The 21326-nt window shown below is 74.0% G+C and carries 2 protein-coding genes; both read left to right on the top strand.

The window, feature by feature from the left end; translation table 11 throughout:
* Positions 1 to 12: 12 nt before the first annotated feature.
* The gene (locus AB0C66_RS26725; RefSeq protein WP_362443646.1) at positions 13 to 19998 is read left to right on the top strand and encodes a non-ribosomal peptide synthase/polyketide synthase; all 19986 of its coding nucleotides are present in this window, start codon (positions 13 to 15) and stop codon (positions 19996 to 19998) included.
* Positions 19995 to 21293, top strand: coding sequence for an MFS transporter (locus AB0C66_RS26730; RefSeq protein WP_362443649.1), 1299 nt, complete (start codon positions 19995 to 19997; stop codon positions 21291 to 21293). Before AB0C66_RS26725 ends, AB0C66_RS26730 begins: the two co-directional genes overlap by 4 nt.
* The last annotated feature ends 33 nt before the right edge of the window (positions 21294 to 21326 follow it).

Consider the following 21326-nt stretch of genomic DNA (forward strand, 5'->3'; position numbering starts at 1 on the left):
ACACAACAGACGATGACGTCTTCGAGGAAGAGCCGCGCCGCCGCCCTGCCGGAGGAAATGCAGGAGGCGCTGCGCCGTCGGCTGGCGGGCCGCGCCGGACGCGCCGAGGCGATCCCCCGCGCGGATCGCGCCCGGCCGCTTCCGCTGTCCTTCGCCCAGACCCGCCTGTGGTTCCTGCACACCCTCCAGCCGGACGAGGCGGGGTACAACAGCGCGGTGGCGCTGCGGCTGACCGGTGCGCTGGACCGCCCGGCGCTCTCCCGGGCGCTGGACGGCCTGGTGGCGCGGCACGAGGCGCTGCGGACCACGTTCGAGGAGACCGGCGGCCGTCCCGTGCAGGTGGTGTCCCCGGTGGCCGAGCTGCCGCTCGCGGTGGCGGACCTCGTCGACGCGGCGGACGGCGGGGCGGAGCTGGACCGGCTGCTGCTGAGGGAGTACGCCCGCCCGTTCGACCTGCGGACCGGGCCGCTGCTGCGGGCGCTGCTGATCCGGGTGGCCGATACGGAACATGTGCTGCTGCTGACGGCACATCACATCGTCACGGACGGCTGGTCGATGGGGGTGCTCACCGATGAGTTGTGTGCCCTGTACGGCGCCGCGGCCACACCCGGGGCGCCGGATCCGCTGCCACCGGTACCGGTGCAGTACCCGGACTTCGCGGTATGGCAGCGGGAGCGGCTGTCCGGGGCGGCGCTGGAGCGTCAGCTCGGCTACTGGACGGAGCGGCTGAAGGACACCGAACCGCTGGAGCTGCCCACCGACCGGCCGCGGCCCGCGGTGCGCACCTCGGCGGGCGCCGTGCACACCTTCACCGTGTCCGCGGCCACCGCGTCCCGGCTCCGGGAGCTGGCCGCCGGGCGGCACACCACCCTCTTCGGCGCGCTGGTGGCGGTCTGCCAGGGGCTGTTCGCCCGCTGGTCGGGGCAGGACGACATCGCGATCGGCACGGTCACCTCAGGACGCGGACGTACCGAACTGGAGCGCGCCGTCGGCTTCTTCGTCAACACGGTGGTCCTGCGGTCGGCGGTGGACACCGGCCGTTCGTTCCATGAGCTCCTCGACGGCGCGGGCGCCCTGGTGCTGGACGCCTTCGCACATGACGAGACGCCGTTCGAGCGGCTGGTGGAGGCGGTGGGGGCGCGCCGGGACGCGGGCCGCAATCCGCTGTTCGACGTGATGGTGCTGCTGCACAGCACCCCGCGGAACACACCGCGCCCGGCCGGGCTGACCGCGGAGAGCGTCGATGTGCCCCGGCGGTCCTCGACCTTCGACCTCAGCGTGGAGTTCGTCGAGGAGGGTGCGGAGCTGCGGGGGCTGCTGGAGTACAGCACCGAACTGTTCGACGCGGCGACGGCCGAGCGGATGGCGGGCCATCTGCTGACCCTGCTCGACGGGGTGACGGCCGAGCCGGAGCGGCCGCTGCGGGAGGTGCCGCTGCTGACCGATGAGGAGCGGCGACGCGTGGTGGAGGCCGGACACGGTCCCGTCCGCGAGGTACCGCCGACCACCTTCCCCGCGGTCTTCGAGGCGCAGACGGCCCGTACCCCGGAGGCCACCGCGCTGGTCGCCGGGGACACGGCGTACACCTTCGCGGAGTTGAACGCGGCGGCCAACCGGCTGGCGCACCATCTGATCGCGCGCGGGGTGGGTCCCGAGCGGGTGGTGGGGGTACGGCTGCCACGCACCGCCGACATGGTGGTGGCGATTCTGGCCGTCCTCAAGGCCGGTGGGGTCTATCTGCCGCTCGACCCCGAACTCCCGGACGACCGGCTGGCGTTCCTGGTGGCCGACGCGGAACCGGCGCTGGTGCTCGACCGGGCGGCCTTGCGGGAGGTACCGGCCGGTTCGCCGGTGACCGATCCCTCGGACACCGACCGCGTCGCGCCACCGCACCCCGACGGCGCGGCCTATGTCCTCTACACCTCCGGTTCGACCGGCCGCCCCAAGGGGGTGGCCGTATCCCATCGGGCGATGGTGAATCTTCTGGTCAACCACCGTCATGGCCTGGTGGCGGAGGCGGGTGGCGGACGGCTGCGCGCCGCGCTGACCGCCTCGTTCTCCTTCGACACCTCGCTGGAGGGGCTGCTGCTGATGGCCGACGGCCATGAGCTGCACCTCATCGACGAGGCCACCCGGCTGGACCCGGCCGCCCTGGTCGGCCATGTCGTCGAGCACCGCGTCGACTTCCTCGATCTCACCCCCTCCTATCTGCGCCAGCTGCTGCCGGCCGGTCTGCTCACCGACGCCCGCCACCGCCCGCGGGTGCTGATGCTCGGTGGCGAGGCCGTCGGCCAGAGCCTGTGGCGGGAGCTGGCCGGGACGGACGGCACCACCGCCTACAACTTCTACGGGCCGACCGAGTGCACGGTGGACGCGCTCTCCGCCCGCGTCACGGGGGCCGGACGGCCGGTGGTGGGGCGGCCGCTGGGCAATCTGCGGGCCCAGGTGCTGGACGCGCGGCTCCGGCCGGTGCCGGTGGGTGTGGCGGGTGAGCTGTATCTGTCCGGTGAGCAGCTGGCGCGGGGCTATGTGCGCCGCCCCGGGCTGACCGCGGAACGCTTTGTGGCCGACCCCTGCGGCCCGCCCGGGAGCCGGATGTACCGCACCGGCGATCTGGCCCGCTGGACCGCCGACGGGGAGCTGGACTACCTCGGCCGGGTGGACGACCAGGTGAAGATCCGCGGCCACCGGATCGAACCGGGCGAGATCGAGGCCGCGTTGCTCGCGGTGCCGTCCGTCGCTGAGGCGGCCGTCATCGCCGTGACCGACGACCGCGGCCATGCCCGGCTGGCCGCGTACTACGTCCCGGCCGCCGAGGGTGAGCAGCTGACCGCCGCCGAGATGCGGGCGGCTCTGGGGCGCACCCTGCCGGGCCATATGGTCCCGGCGGTGTTCACCGCCCTGGACACCATGCCGCTGACCACCAGCGGCAAACTGGACCGGCGGGCGCTGCCCGCCCCGCGGCTCGACGCGGACCGGCGGGAGCACGGCTATGTGCCGCCGCGCACCCCGGTGGAGAAGGAGCTCGCGCGGATCTGGGCCGAGGTGCTGGGCGCCGGACCGGTGGGCGCCACGGACAACTTCTTCGAGCTCGGCGGCGATTCGATCCTCAGCATCCAGACCGTCTCCCGTGCCCGCCAGGCCGGACTGCGGCTCACCTCGCGGGATGTCTTCCTCCATCAGACCGTGGCGGACCTGGCCGCCGCGGTGTCCGCCCGGACCGCATCAGGTGCCACCGGCGGCGAGACACCGGACGACACCGCTCCGGCGCCGCTGACCCCCATCCAGCACTGGTTCTTCACCACCCACGGCCCGCTGCGCCACTTCACCATGTCGATGGTGGCCGATCTGCCGCCCGACCTGGACGAGACCACCCTGGTGGCCGCCCTGGAGGCGGTGGCCGCCCATCACCCCGCCCTGCGCACCCGGTTCACCGTCGCGGACGGCAGGTGGCGGCAGCGGAGCGACGGCGCCGTGGCCGGGCCGCTGCTGCGCCGCCACGACCTGTCGGCGCTGTGCGGTGAGGAGGAGCGCGCCGCGGCGGAGGCGGCGGCCGAGGCCGCGCGCGCCGAACTCGACCTGGACGGTGGCGCGTTGCTACGGGCGGCGTTGCTGCTGCGCGGTGGCGGGGCCAGGCCGCGGCTGTTCCTGACCGCACACCACCTCGCCGTGGACAGCGTCTCGTGGCGCATCCTGCTCGGCGATCTGGAGAGCGCCTACCGCCAGGCCACCGCCGAGCAGCCGATACGGCTGGAGGCGGCCGGAACCCCCTTCACCCGCTGGGCCCACCGGCTCAACGCCCTGGTGCGCGGCGGCGGTCTGGACGGTGACCTCGCGTACTGGGAGGGCGTGGGACGGGCCGGGGGCGCCCCGCTCCCGGTGGACCTCCCGGGCCGGGCGACCGCGGGCTCCACCCGTACCGTCCGGGTGCGGCTGGACCGGGACACCACCGACGCGCTGCTGCGCCGGGTGCCCGGGGTGTACCGCACCCAGATCAATGACGTACTGATGAGCGCGCTCGGCCGGGTGCTGGCCGACTGGACACGCGCCGACCGGGTGCTGGTGGCCATGGAGGGCCACGGCCGGGAGGAGATCGACGACACGGTCGATCTGTCGCGTACCGTCGGCTGGTTCACCACCCAGTACCCGGTGTCGCTCACCCTCCCCGGGCACGACTGGGGCGCGGTGCTGAAGTCGGTGAAGGAGCAGTTGCGCGCCCTGCCGCACCGGGGGCTGAGCTTCGAGGCGCTGGCCCACCTCAGCGGGCCCGACTCCGCCGCCCGTGCGCTGCGCGCCCTGCCGCTGCCCGAGGTGTGCTTCAACTACCACGGCCAGTGGGACTCCGTGGCGGACGAGGGCGGGTTCACCCTGACCGGTGAGAGCCTGGGAGCCGATCTGGCCGCCGATGAGCCGTCCACCTACGCGCTCGATGTGTCCGGTCTGGTGGCGGCCGGGGAACTGGAGCTGACCTGGCTCTACTCCGACCAGGTGCACCACGGTTCCACGGTGCGGCGGCTGGCCGAGGCCATGCTCGGCGCGCTGCGGGAGATCGTATGGCACTGCGGGCGGCCGGACGCCGGGGGCCGTACCCCCTCGGACTTCCCGCTCGCCGGGCTGGACCAGGCGGGCGTGGACCGGCTGGCCGGTGACGGCCGGGATGTCGAGGACATCCATCCGCTGACGCCTCTTCAGGAGGGCATGCTCTTCCACCGGCTGGTCGGCGATGAGGAGGACGTCTATCTCGACCAGGCCACCCTGATCCTGGACGGGGTGAGCGATCCGCGGGCGTTCGCCGACGCCTGGCAGGAGACGGTGGACCGCACCCCCGTACTGCGCGGCGGGGTGGTGTGGGAGGACGTCGAGCGCCCGGTGCAGATCATCCGCCGACAGGTGACCGTACCGGTGGCGCACCTGGACTGGCGCGAACTTCCCCAGGAGCGGCGCGAGGAGGAGCTGGAGCGGGTCCGGGCGGCGGACCTGGCGCGCGGTGTCGATCTGGGCGCGGCGCCGCTGATGCGGCTGACCCTGGCCCGGCTGACCGGCGACCGGCTGGCGCTGATCTGGACCTCGCACCATCTGGTCCTGGACGGCTGGAGCCTGGCGCAGGTGTTCACCGAGGTGTGTGAGCGGTACGCCGCGGCCGCCCGGGGCGACCGCCCCGTCCTGCCGTCCCGCCGCCCGTTCCGCGACTACCTCCAGTGGCTGGACGGCCAGGACGACCGGGAGGCGCGGGAGCACTGGCGGGCGCTGCTCGCGGGGTTCACCACGCCCACCCCGCTGCCCTGGGACCGCGCGCCCCGCGAATCGCACCTCGCCCGGTCCTCCGCCACCCTGTCGGTGGCGCTCGGCCGGGACGCCTCGGACGAGCTGCGGCGCACCGCGCAGGGGAACGGGCTCACCGTCAACACCCTGGTGCAGGGCGCCTGGGCACTGCTGCTCTCGCGGTACTCCGGTGAGCGGGACGTGGTCTTCGGCACCACCGTCTCGGGGCGCCCGGCCGAACTGGCCGGGGTGGAGTCCATGGTGGGCATGTTCATCAACACCCTGCCCACCCGGGTGCGGGTGGACGGCGACCGGAACACCGTGGAGTGGCTGCGGGAGCTCCAGATGGCGCAGGCCGGTTCGCGGCGCTACGAGGCGGTGTCGCTGGCCCAGCTGACCGGCTGGAGCGAGGTCCCGGCGGGCACCCCGCTCTTCGACACCCTCGTGGCCTTCGAGAACTACCCCTTCGACGACTCCTCGGCGCGGGAGGCCGGGCTGCGGATCGCGGAGGTGCGGTCCACCGACGCCACCAACTTCCCGCTGAGTCTGCGGGCGCATCTGTCCGACCGGCTCGGTTTCAACCTCGGCTACGACCCGGCTCTCTTCGACGAGCGGACCGCGGCCGACCTCGCCGACCGGCTGTGTCTGCTGCTGCGGCGGATGGCGGCGGACCCGGCCCGTCCGCTGCGCGCCCTGCCGTGGACCACGGACGCCGAGCGCGCCCGGCTGGTCGGGGAGTGGGCCGGGCCGGACACCGCGCGGTGGCCCTCGCCCGAGCGGACCGTGGTGGAGCTGTTCGCGGAGCAGGTGGACCGCACACCCGACGCCACCGCCGTCGCCTGCGCGGGCGCGTCGCTGTCGTACGCCGAACTCGACGCGCGGGCCGGGCGGCTGGCGCACCGGCTGGCCGCCGGAGGTGCCGGGCGGGAGCGGTATGTGGCACTCGCGCTCCCCCGCTCGCTGGACCTGGTCGTGGCGATCGTGGCGGTGCTCAGGACGGGTGCGGCGTATCTGCCGGTGGACCCGGATCTGCCCGCCGCCCGGATCGCCCATCTGCTCGCCGACGCCGAGCCGGTGGCCGTGGTGACCACCCGGGACCTGGCGCCGCGATGTGCCGGGGAGGTGCCCGCGCTGTGTCTGGACGACCCGGCGGTGGCGGCCGATCTGGCGGCGCGCCCCGCCACCGTCCCGGCCGGGGCCGGACCGCTGCCGGACAGCCCCGCCTACGCCATCTACACCTCGGGCTCGACCGGGCTGCCCAAGGGTGTGGTGGTGCCGCACCGCAATGTGGTGCGGCTGTTCACCGCCACCGCGCCCTGGTTCGGCTTCGGCCCGGACGAGGTGTGGACCATGTTCCACTCCTACGCCTTCGACTTCTCCGTGTGGGAGATCTGGGGCCCGCTGCTGCACGGCGGACTGCTCGTGGTGGTGCCGTACGCCGTCTCGCGCTCCCCGGAGGAGTTCCTGCGGCTGCTGGCCGAGGAGCGGGTGACGGTGCTCAGCCAGACCCCCTCGGCGTTCGCCGCGCTGGCGCGCGCCGACGAGGAGCGCCCCGGCACCGAACTGGCCCTGCGCACCGTGGTGTTCGGGGGCGAGGCGCTGGAACCTCGGCGGCTGGCGGGCTGGTACGCGCGCCACGGGGACACCGCGCCGCGGCTGGTCAACATGTACGGGATCACCGAGACCACCGTGCATGTCACCTACGCCGCGCTGGACCGCGAGGGCGCGGCCCGCGCCAGCGGCAGCGGTATCGGCACCGGCATCCCCGATCTGCGGGTGTACGTACTCGACGACGGTCTCGAGCCGCTGCCGCCGGGTGCGGTCGGTGAGCTGTACGTGGCCGGGGCCGGGCTCGCCCGTGGCTATCTGCGCCGTCCGGGGCTGACCGCGTCCCGTTTCGTCGCGGACCCGTTCGGTCCGGCGGGCGGCCGGATGTACCGCACCGGGGACCGGGCCCGGTGGACGGCGGACGGCACCCTGGAGTATCTGGGCCGCGCCGACCACCAGGTGAAGATCCGGGGCTTCCGTATCGAGCCCGGTGAGATCGAGGCGGCCCTGACCGGCCACCCGGGCGTGGCCGACGCGGTGGTGACGGTGCGCGAGGACCAGCCGGGGGTACGGCGGCTGGTGGCGTACACGGTGGCGGCGGAGGCGTCCGCGCGGCCGTCCGCCACCGAGCTCCGGGAGACGCTGGGCCGTACGCTGCCCGCGCATATGGTCCCGGCCGCGTACGTCCCGCTGGACACGCTGCCGCTGACCGCCAACGGCAAGCTGGACCGCGCGGCACTGCCCGCCCCCGGCGCGGACGGCTTCGCCACCAGCGGCACGCGGATCGCCCCGCGCACCCCGGCGGAGCGCACCGTGGCCGGGGTGTGGGCCGATGTGCTCGCGGTGGCCGAGGTCGGGGCGGAGGACAACTTCTTCGCGCTGGGCGGCGATTCGATCCTGGCGATCCGGGTGGCCTCCCGGCTGCGGGCGGCGTTCTCCAGCGAGGTGTCCCCCCGGATCCTGTTCACCCATGCCACGGTGGCCGCCCTGGCCGCCGCGCTCACCGCACCCACCGCGGCGGCGGCCCAGGAGGCCATCCCCGCCGTACCGCGCGGCGGTGATCTGCCGCTCTCCTTCGCCCAGGCGCGGCTGTGGTTCCTGGACTCCTTCGACGACGACGGGACCGAGTACCTCACCCCGTTCGCGTTGCGGCTGCGCGGACAGCTGGCCACCGCCGCCCTGCGCACGGCGCTGGACGGGCTGGTGGCCCGGCATGAACCGCTGCGCACCACCTTCGCCGAGGTCGACGGGCGTGGTGTGCAGCGGGTACGGGAGCCGTTCGAGGTGGAGCTCGCCGTCCATGACCTCGGCTCTCTGCCCGAAGCCGAGCGGGCGCGGGAGGTGGACCGGATGCTGGCTCGGGAGACCGCCACCCCCGTCGATCTGCGCACCGGACCACCGCTGCGGACGTCCCTGATCCGGCTGACGGAGACCGAGCACATCCTCACGCTCACGATGCATCACATCGTGACCGACGGCTGGTCCACCGCCGTCATCGGCACCGATCTGACCGAGCTGTACGCGGCTGCAGTGGCCGGACGCGACCCCGAACTGCCCGAGCTGCCCCTCGGCTACGCCGACTACGCGGCCTGGCAGCGCGATCCGCGCGGCGGGGCGGCGGCGGTGGAGGCGCAGCTGGCGCACTGGCGGGAGCGGCTGGCGGGGCCGGTTCCGCTGGAGCTGCCGACCGACCGTCCGAGGCCGCCGGTGCAGACCCGGAACGGGGCGCTGCTGGAGTTCGGGCTCGACGCGGAGTTGGTGGCGGGGCTGCGGGAGACCGGCCGTCGCGCCGAGGGCACGCTGTTCACCGCCCTCCTCGCCACCTGTCAGGTGCTGTTCGCCCGCTGGTCGGGGCAGGAGGACATCACCGTGGGCACGGTGACCTCCGGCCGGGAGCGCCCCGAACTGGAGCATCTGGTGGGCATGTTCGTGCACACGCTGGTGCTGCGGAACCGGGTGCGCGCCGACCGCCCGTTCCCGGAGCTGCTGTCCGAGGTCCGCACCACCGTGCTGGACGCCTTCGCCCACCAGGACGTGCCGTTCGAGCGGATCGTGGACGAGCTCCAGCCGGAGCGGGACACCAGCCGCAGTCCGCTGTTCCAGGTGATGGTGGCGCTGCACAACCTGGGCGGCGAGGTGCCCCAGCTGCCCGGTCTGGCGGTGGAGGCCGTCCGGATGCCGGGCCGGGGCACCGGTTTCGACCTCGGGATCGACTTCGTGGAACACGGGGACACGCTCACCGCGTTCGTGGAGTACAGCACCGATCTGTTCGACGCGGCGACCGTGGAGCGGATGTGCCGCCGGCTGCGGTCGCTGCTGGAGGCGGTGGCGCGGGACCCCGACCGCACCGTGGGCGAGCTGCCGATGCTCTCGGACGCCGAGCGCCACACGGTGCTGGAGGAGTGGAACGCCACCGCGCTCGCGGTGCCGGACACCACCTTCCCGCGGCTCTTCGAGGAGCAGACGGCCCGCACTCCGCACGCCACCGCGCTGGTGGCCGAGGACGCCCGCTACGACTTCGCAGAGCTCAACGCGCGCGCCAACCGGCTGGCCCACCATCTGATCGGCCTGGGCGTCGCCCCGGAGACCGTGGTCGCCGTGCGGCTGCCACGCACCTCCGCGCTGCTGGTGGCGCTGCTCGCCGTCGTCAAGGCGGGCGGCACCTATGTGTACCTGGACCCCGAACTGCCCACCGAGCGGCTGGAGTTCCTGTTGGCGGACGCGGCGCCGGAGGTCGTCCTCACCTCGGACGCCCTGGCCGCCGCGCCGCTCGACGGGCTGCCCACCACCGATCCGGACGACGGCGACCGGCTCGCACCGCTGCGCCCGGAGCACACCGCGTACCTCAACTACACCTCGGGATCCACCGGCCGTCCCAAGGGCGTGGCCGTGGAACACCGCCAGCTGGTCAACCTCTGCCATGACCACCGGGCGGGTCTGGTGGAGCCGCATACGGCCGTAGGCGGCCGTCCGCTGCGCACCGCGCTGACCGCCGCGTTCTCCTTCGACACCTCCTGGGAGGGGCCACTGATGCTGGCCCTGGGGCAGGAGGTGCATCTGATCGGTGACACCGAACGGCTCGACCCGGCCGCGCTGGTGGAGCTGGTCGGCGCCCGCGAGGTGGACTTCCTCGACCTGACCCCGTCGTATCTGCATGAGCTGATGGCCGCCGGGCTGTTCGCCCCGGGCCGCCACCACCCGCGGATCGTGATGGTGGGCGGCGAGGCCCTGGACCCGGCGCTGTGGCGGGAGTTGCGCGCCCTTCCGGAGACGACGGCGTACAACTTCTACGGGCCCACCGAATGCGCCGTGGACGCGGTGTACGGACGGCTGGCCGACCTCGGCGACCGTCCCCTCATCGGCAGGCCCGGCCGGAACCTGCGCGCCTACGTACTGGACGGCGCGCTGCGGCCGGTGCCGCCCGGGGTACCGGGTGAACTGCATCTGGCCGGTGCCCAGATCGCCCGCGGCTACCTCGGCCGTCCCGGGCTCACCGCGGAGCGCTTCGTGGCCGATCCCTACGGTCCGCCCGGCACCCGGATGTACCGCACCGGCGACCGGGCGCGCTGGACCGCGGACGGGGCGCTGGAGTTCCTTGGCCGCACCGACGAGCAGATCAAGATCCGCGGCTTCCGGATCGAGCCCGGTGAGATCGAGGCGGCGCTGCGCGACCACCCGGCCGTCGAGGACACCGTGGTGGTGGTCCGGGAGGACACCGGCCACCGGCGCCTGGTGGCCTATCTGGTGGCCGGGGATGCCTCCGGCGCGGGTGATCCGGTGGAGCTGCGCGCATGGCTCAAGCGCACCCTGCCCGACTACATGGTTCCGGCCGCGTTCGTCACCCTGGAGCGGATCCCCCGCTCCGACAGCGGGAAGGTGGACCGGCGGGCGCTGCCCGCGCCGCCCGTCCGGCCCGATACGGAGACGTACACCGCGCCGCGCACCCCGGCCGAAACCGAACTGGCCCGGATCTGGTCGGAGGTGCTGGGCACCCCCCGGGTCGGCGTGGAGGACAACTTCTTCGCCCTGGGCGGCGATTCGATCCTCAGCATCCAGATCGTCGCCCGCGCCCGCCAGGCCGGGCTGCGGCTCACCTCCAAGGACATCTTCCGCCACCAGACCATCGCCGAACTCGCCCTGGGCGCCGTCACCCCGGCCGCCCCGGGCCCGGTGGCCGCCCCGGCACCGTCCGGACCGGCCCCGCTCACCCCGATCCAGTACGCGTATCTGGAGGGGCGGCGGCCCGGTGAGGCGCACCACTTCACCATGACCCAGCGGCTGCGGCTCACCGATGACCTCGACGTGGCCGCGCTGCGGCACGCGGTGCGCGCCCTGGTGAACCACCATCCGGCGCTGCGCACCCGGTTCGCCTTCTCCGGCGGGCGGTGGCGGCAGGAGGTGCTGCCCTCGGCCCCGGCCGGGGTCTTCGAGCGGTACGACCTGTCGGGGCTCGGCGAGGAGGCGCGGGCGGAGGCGGTGCGGGAGGCCACCGTCCGGACCCAGACCGGTCTCGACATCGCCGAGGGGGCGGTGGTGCGGGCCCTGCTGTTCACCTCCGGCCACCGGCACCCGCCCGAACTGCTGCTCACCGCCCACCATCTGGTGGTGGACGGGGTGTCATGGCGCATTCTGCTGGGCGATCTGGAGACCGCCTACCGGCAGGCCGCCGACGGGCGGGTGCCCGAACTCCCCCCGGTGGGCACCGGCTGCGCCCAGTGGGCGGCCCGGCTGGCGGAGCATGTGCGCTCCGGCGGCCTCGACTCGGAGCTGCCGTACTGGACGCGTACCGCGCGGACGCCCGCCCTCGCGCTGCCGGTGGACCGTGAGGGCGTCAACACCCAGGAGACCGCCGCCACGGTGACCGCCGTACTCGGCCGCGCCGAGACCGGCGCGCTGCTGCGCGAGGTACCCGGGGTGTACCGCACCCGGATCAACGAGGTGCTGCTGAGCGCGCTCGGCCGGACACTGGCCCGGTGGACCGGTGGCGAGACCGTGCTCATCGGGGTGGAGGGCCACGGCCGTGAGGATCTGTTCGAGGAGATCGATCTGTCGCGGACGGTCGGCTGGTTCACCGCCGAGTTCCCGCTCGCGCTGACGGTGGCGGCCGACGCGGACTGGCGTGACACCCTGCGCTCGGTCAAGGAGCAGGTGCGGGCCGTACCGCGGCACGGTCTGGGCCATGGCGCGCTGCGCCACCTCGCGCCGGAGGGCTCCGCGGCCGACGCGCTGCGCGGCGGTCCGGTGCCGCAGATCTCCTTCAACTACCACGGCCAGTGGGAGGTGGCCGACGGCGGCGCCGCGTCCGGCCTCTGCCGCGAGGCGCTTCCGTCGACCGGCCGGGACGCGCCCGCCGGGGAGACGCGCGGCTGTCTGCTGGAGATCACCGGGGCGGTCCAGGACGGACGGCTGGAGCTGGGCTGGACCTATCCGGCCCGGATGTACGACGAGGCCACGGTGCGCGGGCTGGCCGACGGCGTCATGGCCGCCCTGCGGGAGATCGTCGCGCACTGCGCCACCCCCGGGGCGGGCGGCCGCACCCCCTCCGACTTCCCGCTCGCCGGGCTGGACCAGCGCCAGGTCGATCTGCTCGCGGGCGACGGCGCGTCGGTCGAGGACATCTGTCCGCTGACCCCGTTGCAGTCCGGGATGCTCTTCCACGGACTCGTCGAAACGGACACCGGCGAGAGCGGCGGCGCCTATGTCGACCAGATGGCACTGCGCATCGGCGGGATCACCGACCCGGACGCCTTCGCCGCGGCCTGGCAGGGTGTGGTGGACCGGACGCCGGTGCTGCGCAGCGCGGTGCGCTGGCGGGGGCTGCCCGCACCGGTGCAGGTGGTGTACCGCGAGGCGGTGCTGCCGGTGGCCCACCACGACTGGCGGGAGCTGTCCCCGGCGGCACGGGAGGCGGCGCTGCGGCGGCTGCTCGCCGAGGACCGGGCGGCCGGGATGGAGCTGACGGCGGCTCCGCTGAGCCGGATCGCGGTGGCCCGGCTCGGTGACGACGAGATCACCCTGGTGTGGACCTCGCACCATGTGATGCTGGACGGCTGGAGCACCGGCCAGGTGTTCGCCGAGGTGTGCGAGGGCTATGCGGCGCTCGTCGAGGGCCGCACCCCGCATCCGCCCGCGCGCCGTCCGTTCCGGGACTTCCTGCGCTGGCTGAACGAGCAGGACCAGGAGCGGGCCGAGGGCTGGTGGCGGGAGGCGCTGGCCGGGTTCACCGCGCGCACCCCGCTGCCGTACGACCGGCGGCCCGCGGAGGCGCACCGCGCCGACTCCGGCGCGCTGACCCGGCTGGAGCTCGGCCGGGAGGTGTCCGCGCGGCTGCGGGAGACCGCGCGCGGCCACGGGCTGACCGTCAACACCGTGGTGCAGGGCGCCTGGGCACTGCTGCTCTCCCGCTACGGCGGGGTGTCCGACGTGGTGTTCGGCACCACCGTCTCGGGGCGCCCGGCCGAACTGCCCGGTGTGGAGACGATGGTGGGCATGTTCATCAACACGGTCCCGACCAGGGCCGTGGTGGAGGGCGGCCGTGAGGTGGCGCAGTGGCTGCGGGAGCTCCAGGAGCACCAGAGCGACTCCCGCCGCTTCGACTTCGTATCGCTGCCCCGGATCCAGGGGCTGAGCGCGCTGCCGCCCGGTGAGGCGCTCTTCGACAGCATGGTGGTCTTCGAGAACTACCCCTTCGACGAGTCCTCGGCGACCGGTGCCGGGATCGTCATCCATGAGGTGCGGGCCGAGGACTCCACCAGCTTCCCGCTCTGCCTGCGCGCCTATCTGGGCGAGACGCTCGGATTCGACATCGCCTATGACCCGGCGCTGTTCGACGCGGCCACCGCCGAGCGGGCCGCGGGCCATCTGCGGACCCTGCTGACCGGGATCGCCGACGGCGCCGGGGGCACCCTGGACGCACTGGAGCTGCTCACCGCGCCGGAGCGCCGGGCGGCCATGGCGGAGTGGACCACCACGGCTCCGCCGCTGCCCACCGGGTCGCTGGCGGAGCTGTTCACCGCCCAGGCGGAGCGCACCCCGGAGGCGGTGGCTCTCACCGACGGCCCCACCGTGCTCGACTACCGCGCGCTGGACGACTGGTCGGACCGGCTGGCGGGGGTGCTCATACGGTCCGGGGTGCGCACCGAGGACCGGGTCGGGCTGCTGATGGACCGGTCGGCCGAACTGGTCGTGGCGCAACTGGCCGTGGTGAAGGCCGGCGGGGTGTACGTACCGGTGGACGCCCGTGCCCCGGGTGAGCGGCGGCAGGCGCTGCTGGCGGCGGTGGACGCGACGGTGATGCTGACGGCGGCCGAGGTGGCGGCCGCGCGGGACGCCGAGCGGACCCCGCCGCCGGTCCCGGCGGACCGGGACCGGCTGGCGTATGTGATGTTCACGTCCGGGTCGACCGGGGAGCCGAAGGCGGTGGGGGTGCGCCACCGCGATGTGGTGGCGCTCGCCCGCCACCGGGGCTTCGACGGCGGCGGACACGAACGGGTGCCGCTGCACTCGCCGGTGGCGTTCGACGCGGCCACCTACGAGGTGTGGGTGCCGCTGCTGCGCGGCGGGCAGGTGGTGGTGGCGCCGTGCGAGCTGGACGCCGGGGCGCTGCGGACGCTGGTGGCGGAGCACGGTGTGACGGGGATCTGGCTGACCGCCGGGCTGTTCCGGCTGCTCGCCCAGGACGCCCCGGACTGTTTCGGGGGGCTGCGCGAGGTGTGGACCGGCGGCGATGTGGTGCCCGCGGCCGCGGTGCGCCGGGTGCTGGCGCACTGCCCCGGGCTGCGGGTCGTGGACGGCTACGGGCCGACGGAGACGACGACGTTCGCCACGGCCTTCCCGATGTCCGGGGCGGACCAGGTGCCGGAGACGGTGCCGATCGGCCGCCCGCTGGACCACACCCGGGTGTATGTCCTGGACGCGCGGCTGCGGCTGGTGCCGCCGGGCGTGGTCGGGGAGCTCTACGTGGCCGGTGAGGGCGTGGCGCGTGGATATCTGGGCCGTCCCGGCCCGACCGCGGCGTCGTTCCTGGCCGATCCGTACGGACCGCCCGGGGCGCGGATGTACCGCACCGGGGATCTGGCGAGGCGGCGGCCGGACGGGGCGGTGGAGTTCGCCGGACGCGCCGACGACCAGGTAAAGGTGCGCGGCTTCCGGATCGAACCGGGCGAGGTGGAGCGGGTGTTCGCCGCGCACCCGTCGGTCGCCGACGCGGCGGTGGCGGCCCGCGAGGACGGCTCCGGCACCAAGCGGCTGGTGGCCTATGTGGTGGCGGCCGACGGCGCCCCCGTCGACGGTGAGCGGCTGCGCTCCCACGCCGCTGAGCGGCTGCCGGACTATATGGTGCCGTCGGCCGTGGTGGCCCTCGCCGCGCTGCCGCTGAGCCGCAACGGCAAGGTGGACCGTACGGCGCTGCCCGCCCCGGCCACCGCCGGGGACCGGGCGCCCTCCCGGGCACCCCGCGGTGAGGCGGAGCGGCTGACGGCGGAGATCTGGTCCGAGGTGCTGGGGGTGGAACGGGTCGGCGCCGAGGACGACTTCTTCGCGCTGGGCGGTGATTCGATCCTCAGCATCCGGCTCACCTCACGGCTGCGGGAAGCCTTCGGCCGGGAGCTCTCGCCGCGGATGGTGTTCACCCATCCGACCGTGGCCGCGCTCGCCGCGGCACTCGGTGTGCCGGAGGGCCGCGGCGGACGGCGGCTCACCCCCATCGCACCGGTGAGCCGGGACGCGGAACTTCCGCTGTCCTATCCCCAGCAGCGTCTGTGGTTCCTGGACTCCTTCGAACCGGACAGCGCGGAGTACATCACCCCGCTGGCGCTGCGGATGCGCGGGGACCTCGACATCGGGGCGCTGGGCCGGGCGCTGACCGCGCTGGTGGCCCGGCACGAGTCGCTGCGGACCACCTTCGACACGGTGGACGGCAGGGGGGTGCAGATCGTGCGTCCGCCCGCCGAGGTGCGGCTCACTCCCACCGATCTGTCGGCGCTGTCCGACGCGGAGCGGGAAGCGGAGCTTGCGGAGCTGCTGGCGTACGAGCGGGCCCGCCCGTTCGATCTGCGGCGCGGACCGCTGCTGCGCACCGCGCTGATCCGGATGGACGCGCGGGACCATGTACTGGCCCTGACGTCGCATCACATCATCACCGACGGCTGGTCCACCGGGGTGCTCACCGGCGATCTGCGGGAGCTGTACAGGGCGGAGCTGAGCGGCCGGGCGCCCGCTCTGCCGCCACTGCCGGTGGGGTACGCGGACTACGCGTCCTGGCAGCGCACCGAGCTGGAAGGACCGCACGCCGAGGAGGAACTCGCCTTCTGGAAGCACCAGTTGGCCGGGGTGCCACCACTGGAGCTGCCCACCGACCGGCCCCGTCCCGCGGTGCAGACCCGTCACGGCGCCACCGTCGAGTTCACCCTGCCCGCGGATGTGGCGGGGCGGCTGAAGGACCGTGGCCGGACCCGGCGCACCACGCTGTTCATGACGCTGGTGGCGGCGTCCCAGATCCTGCTGGCCCGGCTGTCCGGGCAGCGGGACATCGCCGTGGGCACGGTGACGTCGGGGCGGGACCGCACCGAGGTGGAGCGGCTGATCGGGTTCTTCGTCAACACCCTGGTGCTGCGCTCCACGGTGGATCCCCGGCGTGGCTTCACCGACTTCCTGGCCGAGGTGCGCGGTACCGTCCTGGACGCCTTCGCCCACCAGAACGTGCCGTTCGAGCGGGTGGTGGACGAGGTGCAGCCGGCCCGGGACACCAGCCGGACACCGCTGTTCCAGGCGATGGTGGTACTCCAGAACATCCCCGCGCCGGCGATGGAGCTGCCCGGACTGGTGCTGGAGGATGTCGAACTCGATGTGCACACCGCCAGCTTCGACATCACCCTGGAGTTCGCCGAGGCCCAGGACGGCACGCTGCGCGGGCTGATCGGCTACAACACCGACCTGTTCGACGCCGCGACCGCCGCGCGGATGGGCGGCGCCCTCGAGGCCCTGCTCACCGGTATCGCCGAGGATCCGGACCGGCCGGTGGGCGCCCTGCCGCTGACGACTCCGGAGGAGCTGCGGCGCACCCTGAGGGAGTGGAACGACACCGGGCTCCCGGTGCCGCCCGCCACCCTGCCCGAGCTGTTCGCGCGGCAGGTGGCGGCGGTCCCGGACACCACGGCCGTACGCCACCCGGCGGGTGAACTCACCTATGCCGCGCTGGACACGGCGGCGAACCGGCTGGCCCACCAGTTGACCGCACGGGGAGTGGGGCCGGAGCGGCTGGTGGCGCTGGTGCTGCCGCGGTCGGTGGAGATGGTGGTGGCACAGCTCGCCGTGGTGAAGGCGGGCGGTGCGTTCCTGCCCGTCGACCCGGCCTATCCCGAGGAGCGGAGGGCGTTCATGCTCCAGGACGCCGCGCCCGCGGTGGTGCTGGACGACCGGTCGGCCGTCTGGGTCGACGAGGGCCCCGAAGAGCCGCCGCGCGTGCGGGACTTGACCCCGGACCACCCGGCGTACGTCATCTACACCTCCGGATCCACCGGGGTGCCCAAGGCCGTGGTGGTCGGCCACGCGGGTCTGGCGAACTTCTCGGCGGCGGTCGCCGCGCACTACGGCGTCCACGCCGGGGACCGGATGCTCCAGTTCGCCTCGCCCAGCTTCGACGCCTCCGTGCTGGAGCTGTGCTCCGCGCTGACCAGTGGCGCCACTCTGGTGGTCGCCGACGAGGGGCCGCTGCTGGGCGATCGGCTGGCCGAGGTCCTGGAGCGGCAGCGGATCACCCACGCGCTGATTCCCCCGGCGGCCCTGGCCACCGTGCCGGAGACCGGACTCCCGGAGCTGCGCACCCTGATCGTCGGCGGTGACGCGTGCGACGCCGCCCTCGTGGACCGCTGGGCCCCTGGCCGACGGATGATCAACTCCTATGGCCCGACCGAGGCCACGGTGGTGAGTACCTGGTCGGAGCCGCTGACCGCCGGTTCCGCGGCGCCGCCGATCGGCCGCCCGATCCCCGGCAGCCGCGCGTATGTGCTGGACGAATCGCTGCGACCGGTGCCGGTCGGGGTGGCCGGGGAGCTGTATGTGGCGGGCCCGGGCCTGGCGCGTGGCTATCTGGGCCGGGCGGGGCTGACCGCCGCGCGGTTCACCGCCGATCCGTTCGGCCCCGCGGGCGGGCGGATGTACCGCACGGGCGATGTGGTGCGCTGGGACGCGGACGGGACCCTGCGGTTCCTCGGCCGGGCCGACGACCAGGTCAAGGTGCGCGGATTCCGTATCGAACCCGGGGAGGTGGAGGCCGCGTTGCGGCGCTGCCCCGAGGTGCGGGACGCGGTGGTCGCCGTCCGGGACACCTCCTCCGCCATGGAACCTCCGTCGGGGCTGAAGCGGCTGGTCGGCTATGTGGTCCCGGCACCGGGCGCCTCCCCCACCGCCGCGTCCCTGCGTGACTTCCTGGGCCGGATCCTCCCGGACCATATGGTGCCCTCGGCGTACGCCACGCTGGAGGCGCTGCCGCTCACCCCGAACGGCAAGGTGGACCGGCGCTCGCTGCCCGACCCCGACCCGGCCCCGGCCTCCTCCGGCCCCGGCCATGTCGCACCGCGCACCGCGCTGGAAGGCAAGATCGCGGCGATCTGGGCGGATGTCCTGGGGCTGGAACGGGTCGGCGTCCACGACAACTTCTTCGATCTCGGCGGGGACTCCATCCTCTCCATCCAGGTGGTCTCGCGGGCCCGGCAGGCCGGGCTGCACATGTCCACCAAGGACCTGTTCACCCATCAGTCGGTGGCGGCGCTGGCGGAGGTGGTGACGGCCGAACGGGACCAGGACCGCTCGGGGCCGGTCACCGGCGCCCTTCCGCTCACCCCGATCCAGAGCTGGTTCTTCGCCACCCACACCGTCAGTCCGCACCACTTCAACCAGTCGGCGCTGCTGGAGCTGCACCAGGAGCCGGACGAGACGGCGCTCGAGGTGGCCCTCGCGGCCCTGCTCGCCCACCATGACGCGCTGCGGATGCGGTTCACCCGGGAGGTCACCGGAGACGGGGCGGAGTGGCGGCAGGAGAACCCGGCCCCCGATCCCACCGCCACCGTGCTCACCCACCACGATCTGTCCCCGCTGCCCCCGCACGAGGCGGACTCGGCGATGGAGCGGGCGGCCGACGCCCTGCACGCGAGCTTCGCGCTGGACCGGGGGCCGCTGCTGAAGGCGGCGCTGTTCCGGCGCGGGGACACCCGGCGTCCGTACCTCTTCCTGACCGCCCATCACCTGGTCATCGACGGGGTGTCCTGGCGGATCGTGCTGGACGACCTGGACACCGCGTACCAGCAGGCCCTGCGGGGCGAACCGGTCGACCTGGGGCCGAAGTCCACCTCGTTCCGCGACTGGGCCACCGGGCTCGCCGCCCATGTCGCCGACGGCGGCCTCGACCACGAGGCCGACCACTGGGCCACCGCGCTGGAGGCCCGGCCGCTGCCCGTCGACCACACCGTCGACGCCCCGGGCGCGGAGACGGACACGGTGCCGGTCGAGGTCGACGAGACGGACACCGAGGCGCTGCTGCGCTCGGCCCCCACCGCGTACCGCACCCGGATCAACGATGTGCTGCTGGCCGCCCTCGCACTGGCCCTCGCACGCTGGACGGGGCGCGGCCGGGTGTCCGTCGAACTCGAGGGCCACGGACGGGAGGACGTGGTCGAGGGCGCCGACCTGTCCCGTACGGTCGGCTGGTTCACCACGATGTACCCCGTCTCCTTCGAGGTGCCGGGCGGACCGGAGGTCGGTGACCGCGCGGCCACCGACTGGCGGGCACTGGTCAAGTCGGTGCGACGGCAGTTGCGCACGGTGCCCGGCAACGGCTTCGGCTACGGGGCGCTGCGGACCTTCGGGGCGCCGGAGGTGCGGGAGCGGCTGACCGGCACCGGTCCCGGGCCGCAGATCGTGTTCAACTATCTGGGCCAGTGGGACGCCCGTTCCTCGCAGGCCCAGGGCGGTCTTCTCCACGCCGAGCACGGCTCCTTCGGCCAGGACCACGACCCGGGCCAGGGCGGTTCCCATCTGCTGGAGGTGGTGGGCGCGGTACAGGACGGACGGCTGGGCTTCACCTGGTACTACCACCCCGAGGTACATGAGCGGTCGACGGTGGAGGCGGTGGCCGCGGACTTCGCGGACGCGCTGCGCCGGATCGCCCGGGACTGCCGGGGCGACGGATGACCGGGGAGCGGCGGGCCGTGGCGCCGGACGGGCCGGGTGTCACGGCCGGGGGGCGGGAGGTTCCGGAGACACCACTGTCCCGCAACCGCGACTACCGTCTGCTGTGGGGCAGTCAGGCGCTGTCGGAGTTCGGGTTCCACGCGACGATGATCGCGTTCCCGCTGCTGGTGCTGGCGCTCACCGGCTCCGGCGCCGCCTCCGGGCTCGTCATGGGCACCATCGCCGCCGCCCAGATGGTGGCCGGGCTGCCCGCCGGTGTGCTGGCCGACCGTTACGACCGCAAGACCATCATGCTGGTGTGCGAAGGGGCGCAGACGGTGTCCGCCGTCAGCCTGGCGGTCGCGGTGTGGACGGGCACCGCCACCGTGGCGCATATGGTGGCCGTCGCCGCGGTGTTCGGGGCGTGCGCCGCGCTCTTCGAACCGGCCGAGAGCGCGTCCCTGCCCGCGCTGGTGACCGACGCCCAACTGCCCACGGCCGTCGCGATGAACACCGCCCGCGCCTCGATGGGACAGCTCTCGGGCACCGCCACCGGTGGCTTCCTCTTCGCCGCGGGGCGCTTCGTGCCGTTCCTGGCTGACGCGGTCACCCACGCGGTGTCGTTCACCGCTCTGCTCTTCCTGCGGCTGCCGCGACGGGAGCGGCCCGCGGGTCCGGCGCCACATCCGGGCCGGGAGGTGCTGGACGGTCTGCGGTGGGTGTGGCGGGAGCGCCCGATCCGGGTGACCGTGCTGTGCGCCATCGTGCTCAACCTGTTCTTCAGCGCCTTCTACATCGTGGTGGTGGTACTGGCCGGGACCCGGGGGGTGCCCTCCGGGGAGGTCGGGGTCATGGCGGCCATGCTGGGGGCGGGTGGGCTGGTGGGAGCGCTGGTGGCACCGGCCTGGCACCGACGGCTCGGTCCCTACCGCGCCATCGTGGCGGTGTTCTGGGCGCTGGCCCTGCTCACCCCGGTCACCGTGGTGGTGCGCGACGGCTATCTCACCGGGGTGCTGTTCGCGCTGATGGCGCTGTTCCCGCCGACGGCGAACACCGCCATCATGACGGACCAGTTGCTGCGCACACCCGACGCGTTGCGCGGGCGGCTGACCAGTGTGCTGGTGCTGGCGTGCGGCGCGGCCGGGGCGGCGGGCCCCGCGCTGGGCGGTCTGCTCACCGAAGTGCTGCCGGGCGACGGGGCGATCCTGGTGTGTTCGGCCGGTATCACCGTGGCGGCCGTGCTGGCCACCGCGGGCCCGACGCTGCGCGGAATGTCCCGGGGCCGCCCGGAGAAGGAGGAGCCCGAGGACAGCTGACACCGACTTCCGACAGACCGGCCCCTCACCATT

Origin of the sequence: Streptomyces sp. NPDC048636 (genome assembly GCF_040650655.1) — a bacterium.
Lineage (GTDB): Bacteria > Actinomycetota > Actinomycetes > Streptomycetales > Streptomycetaceae > Streptomyces.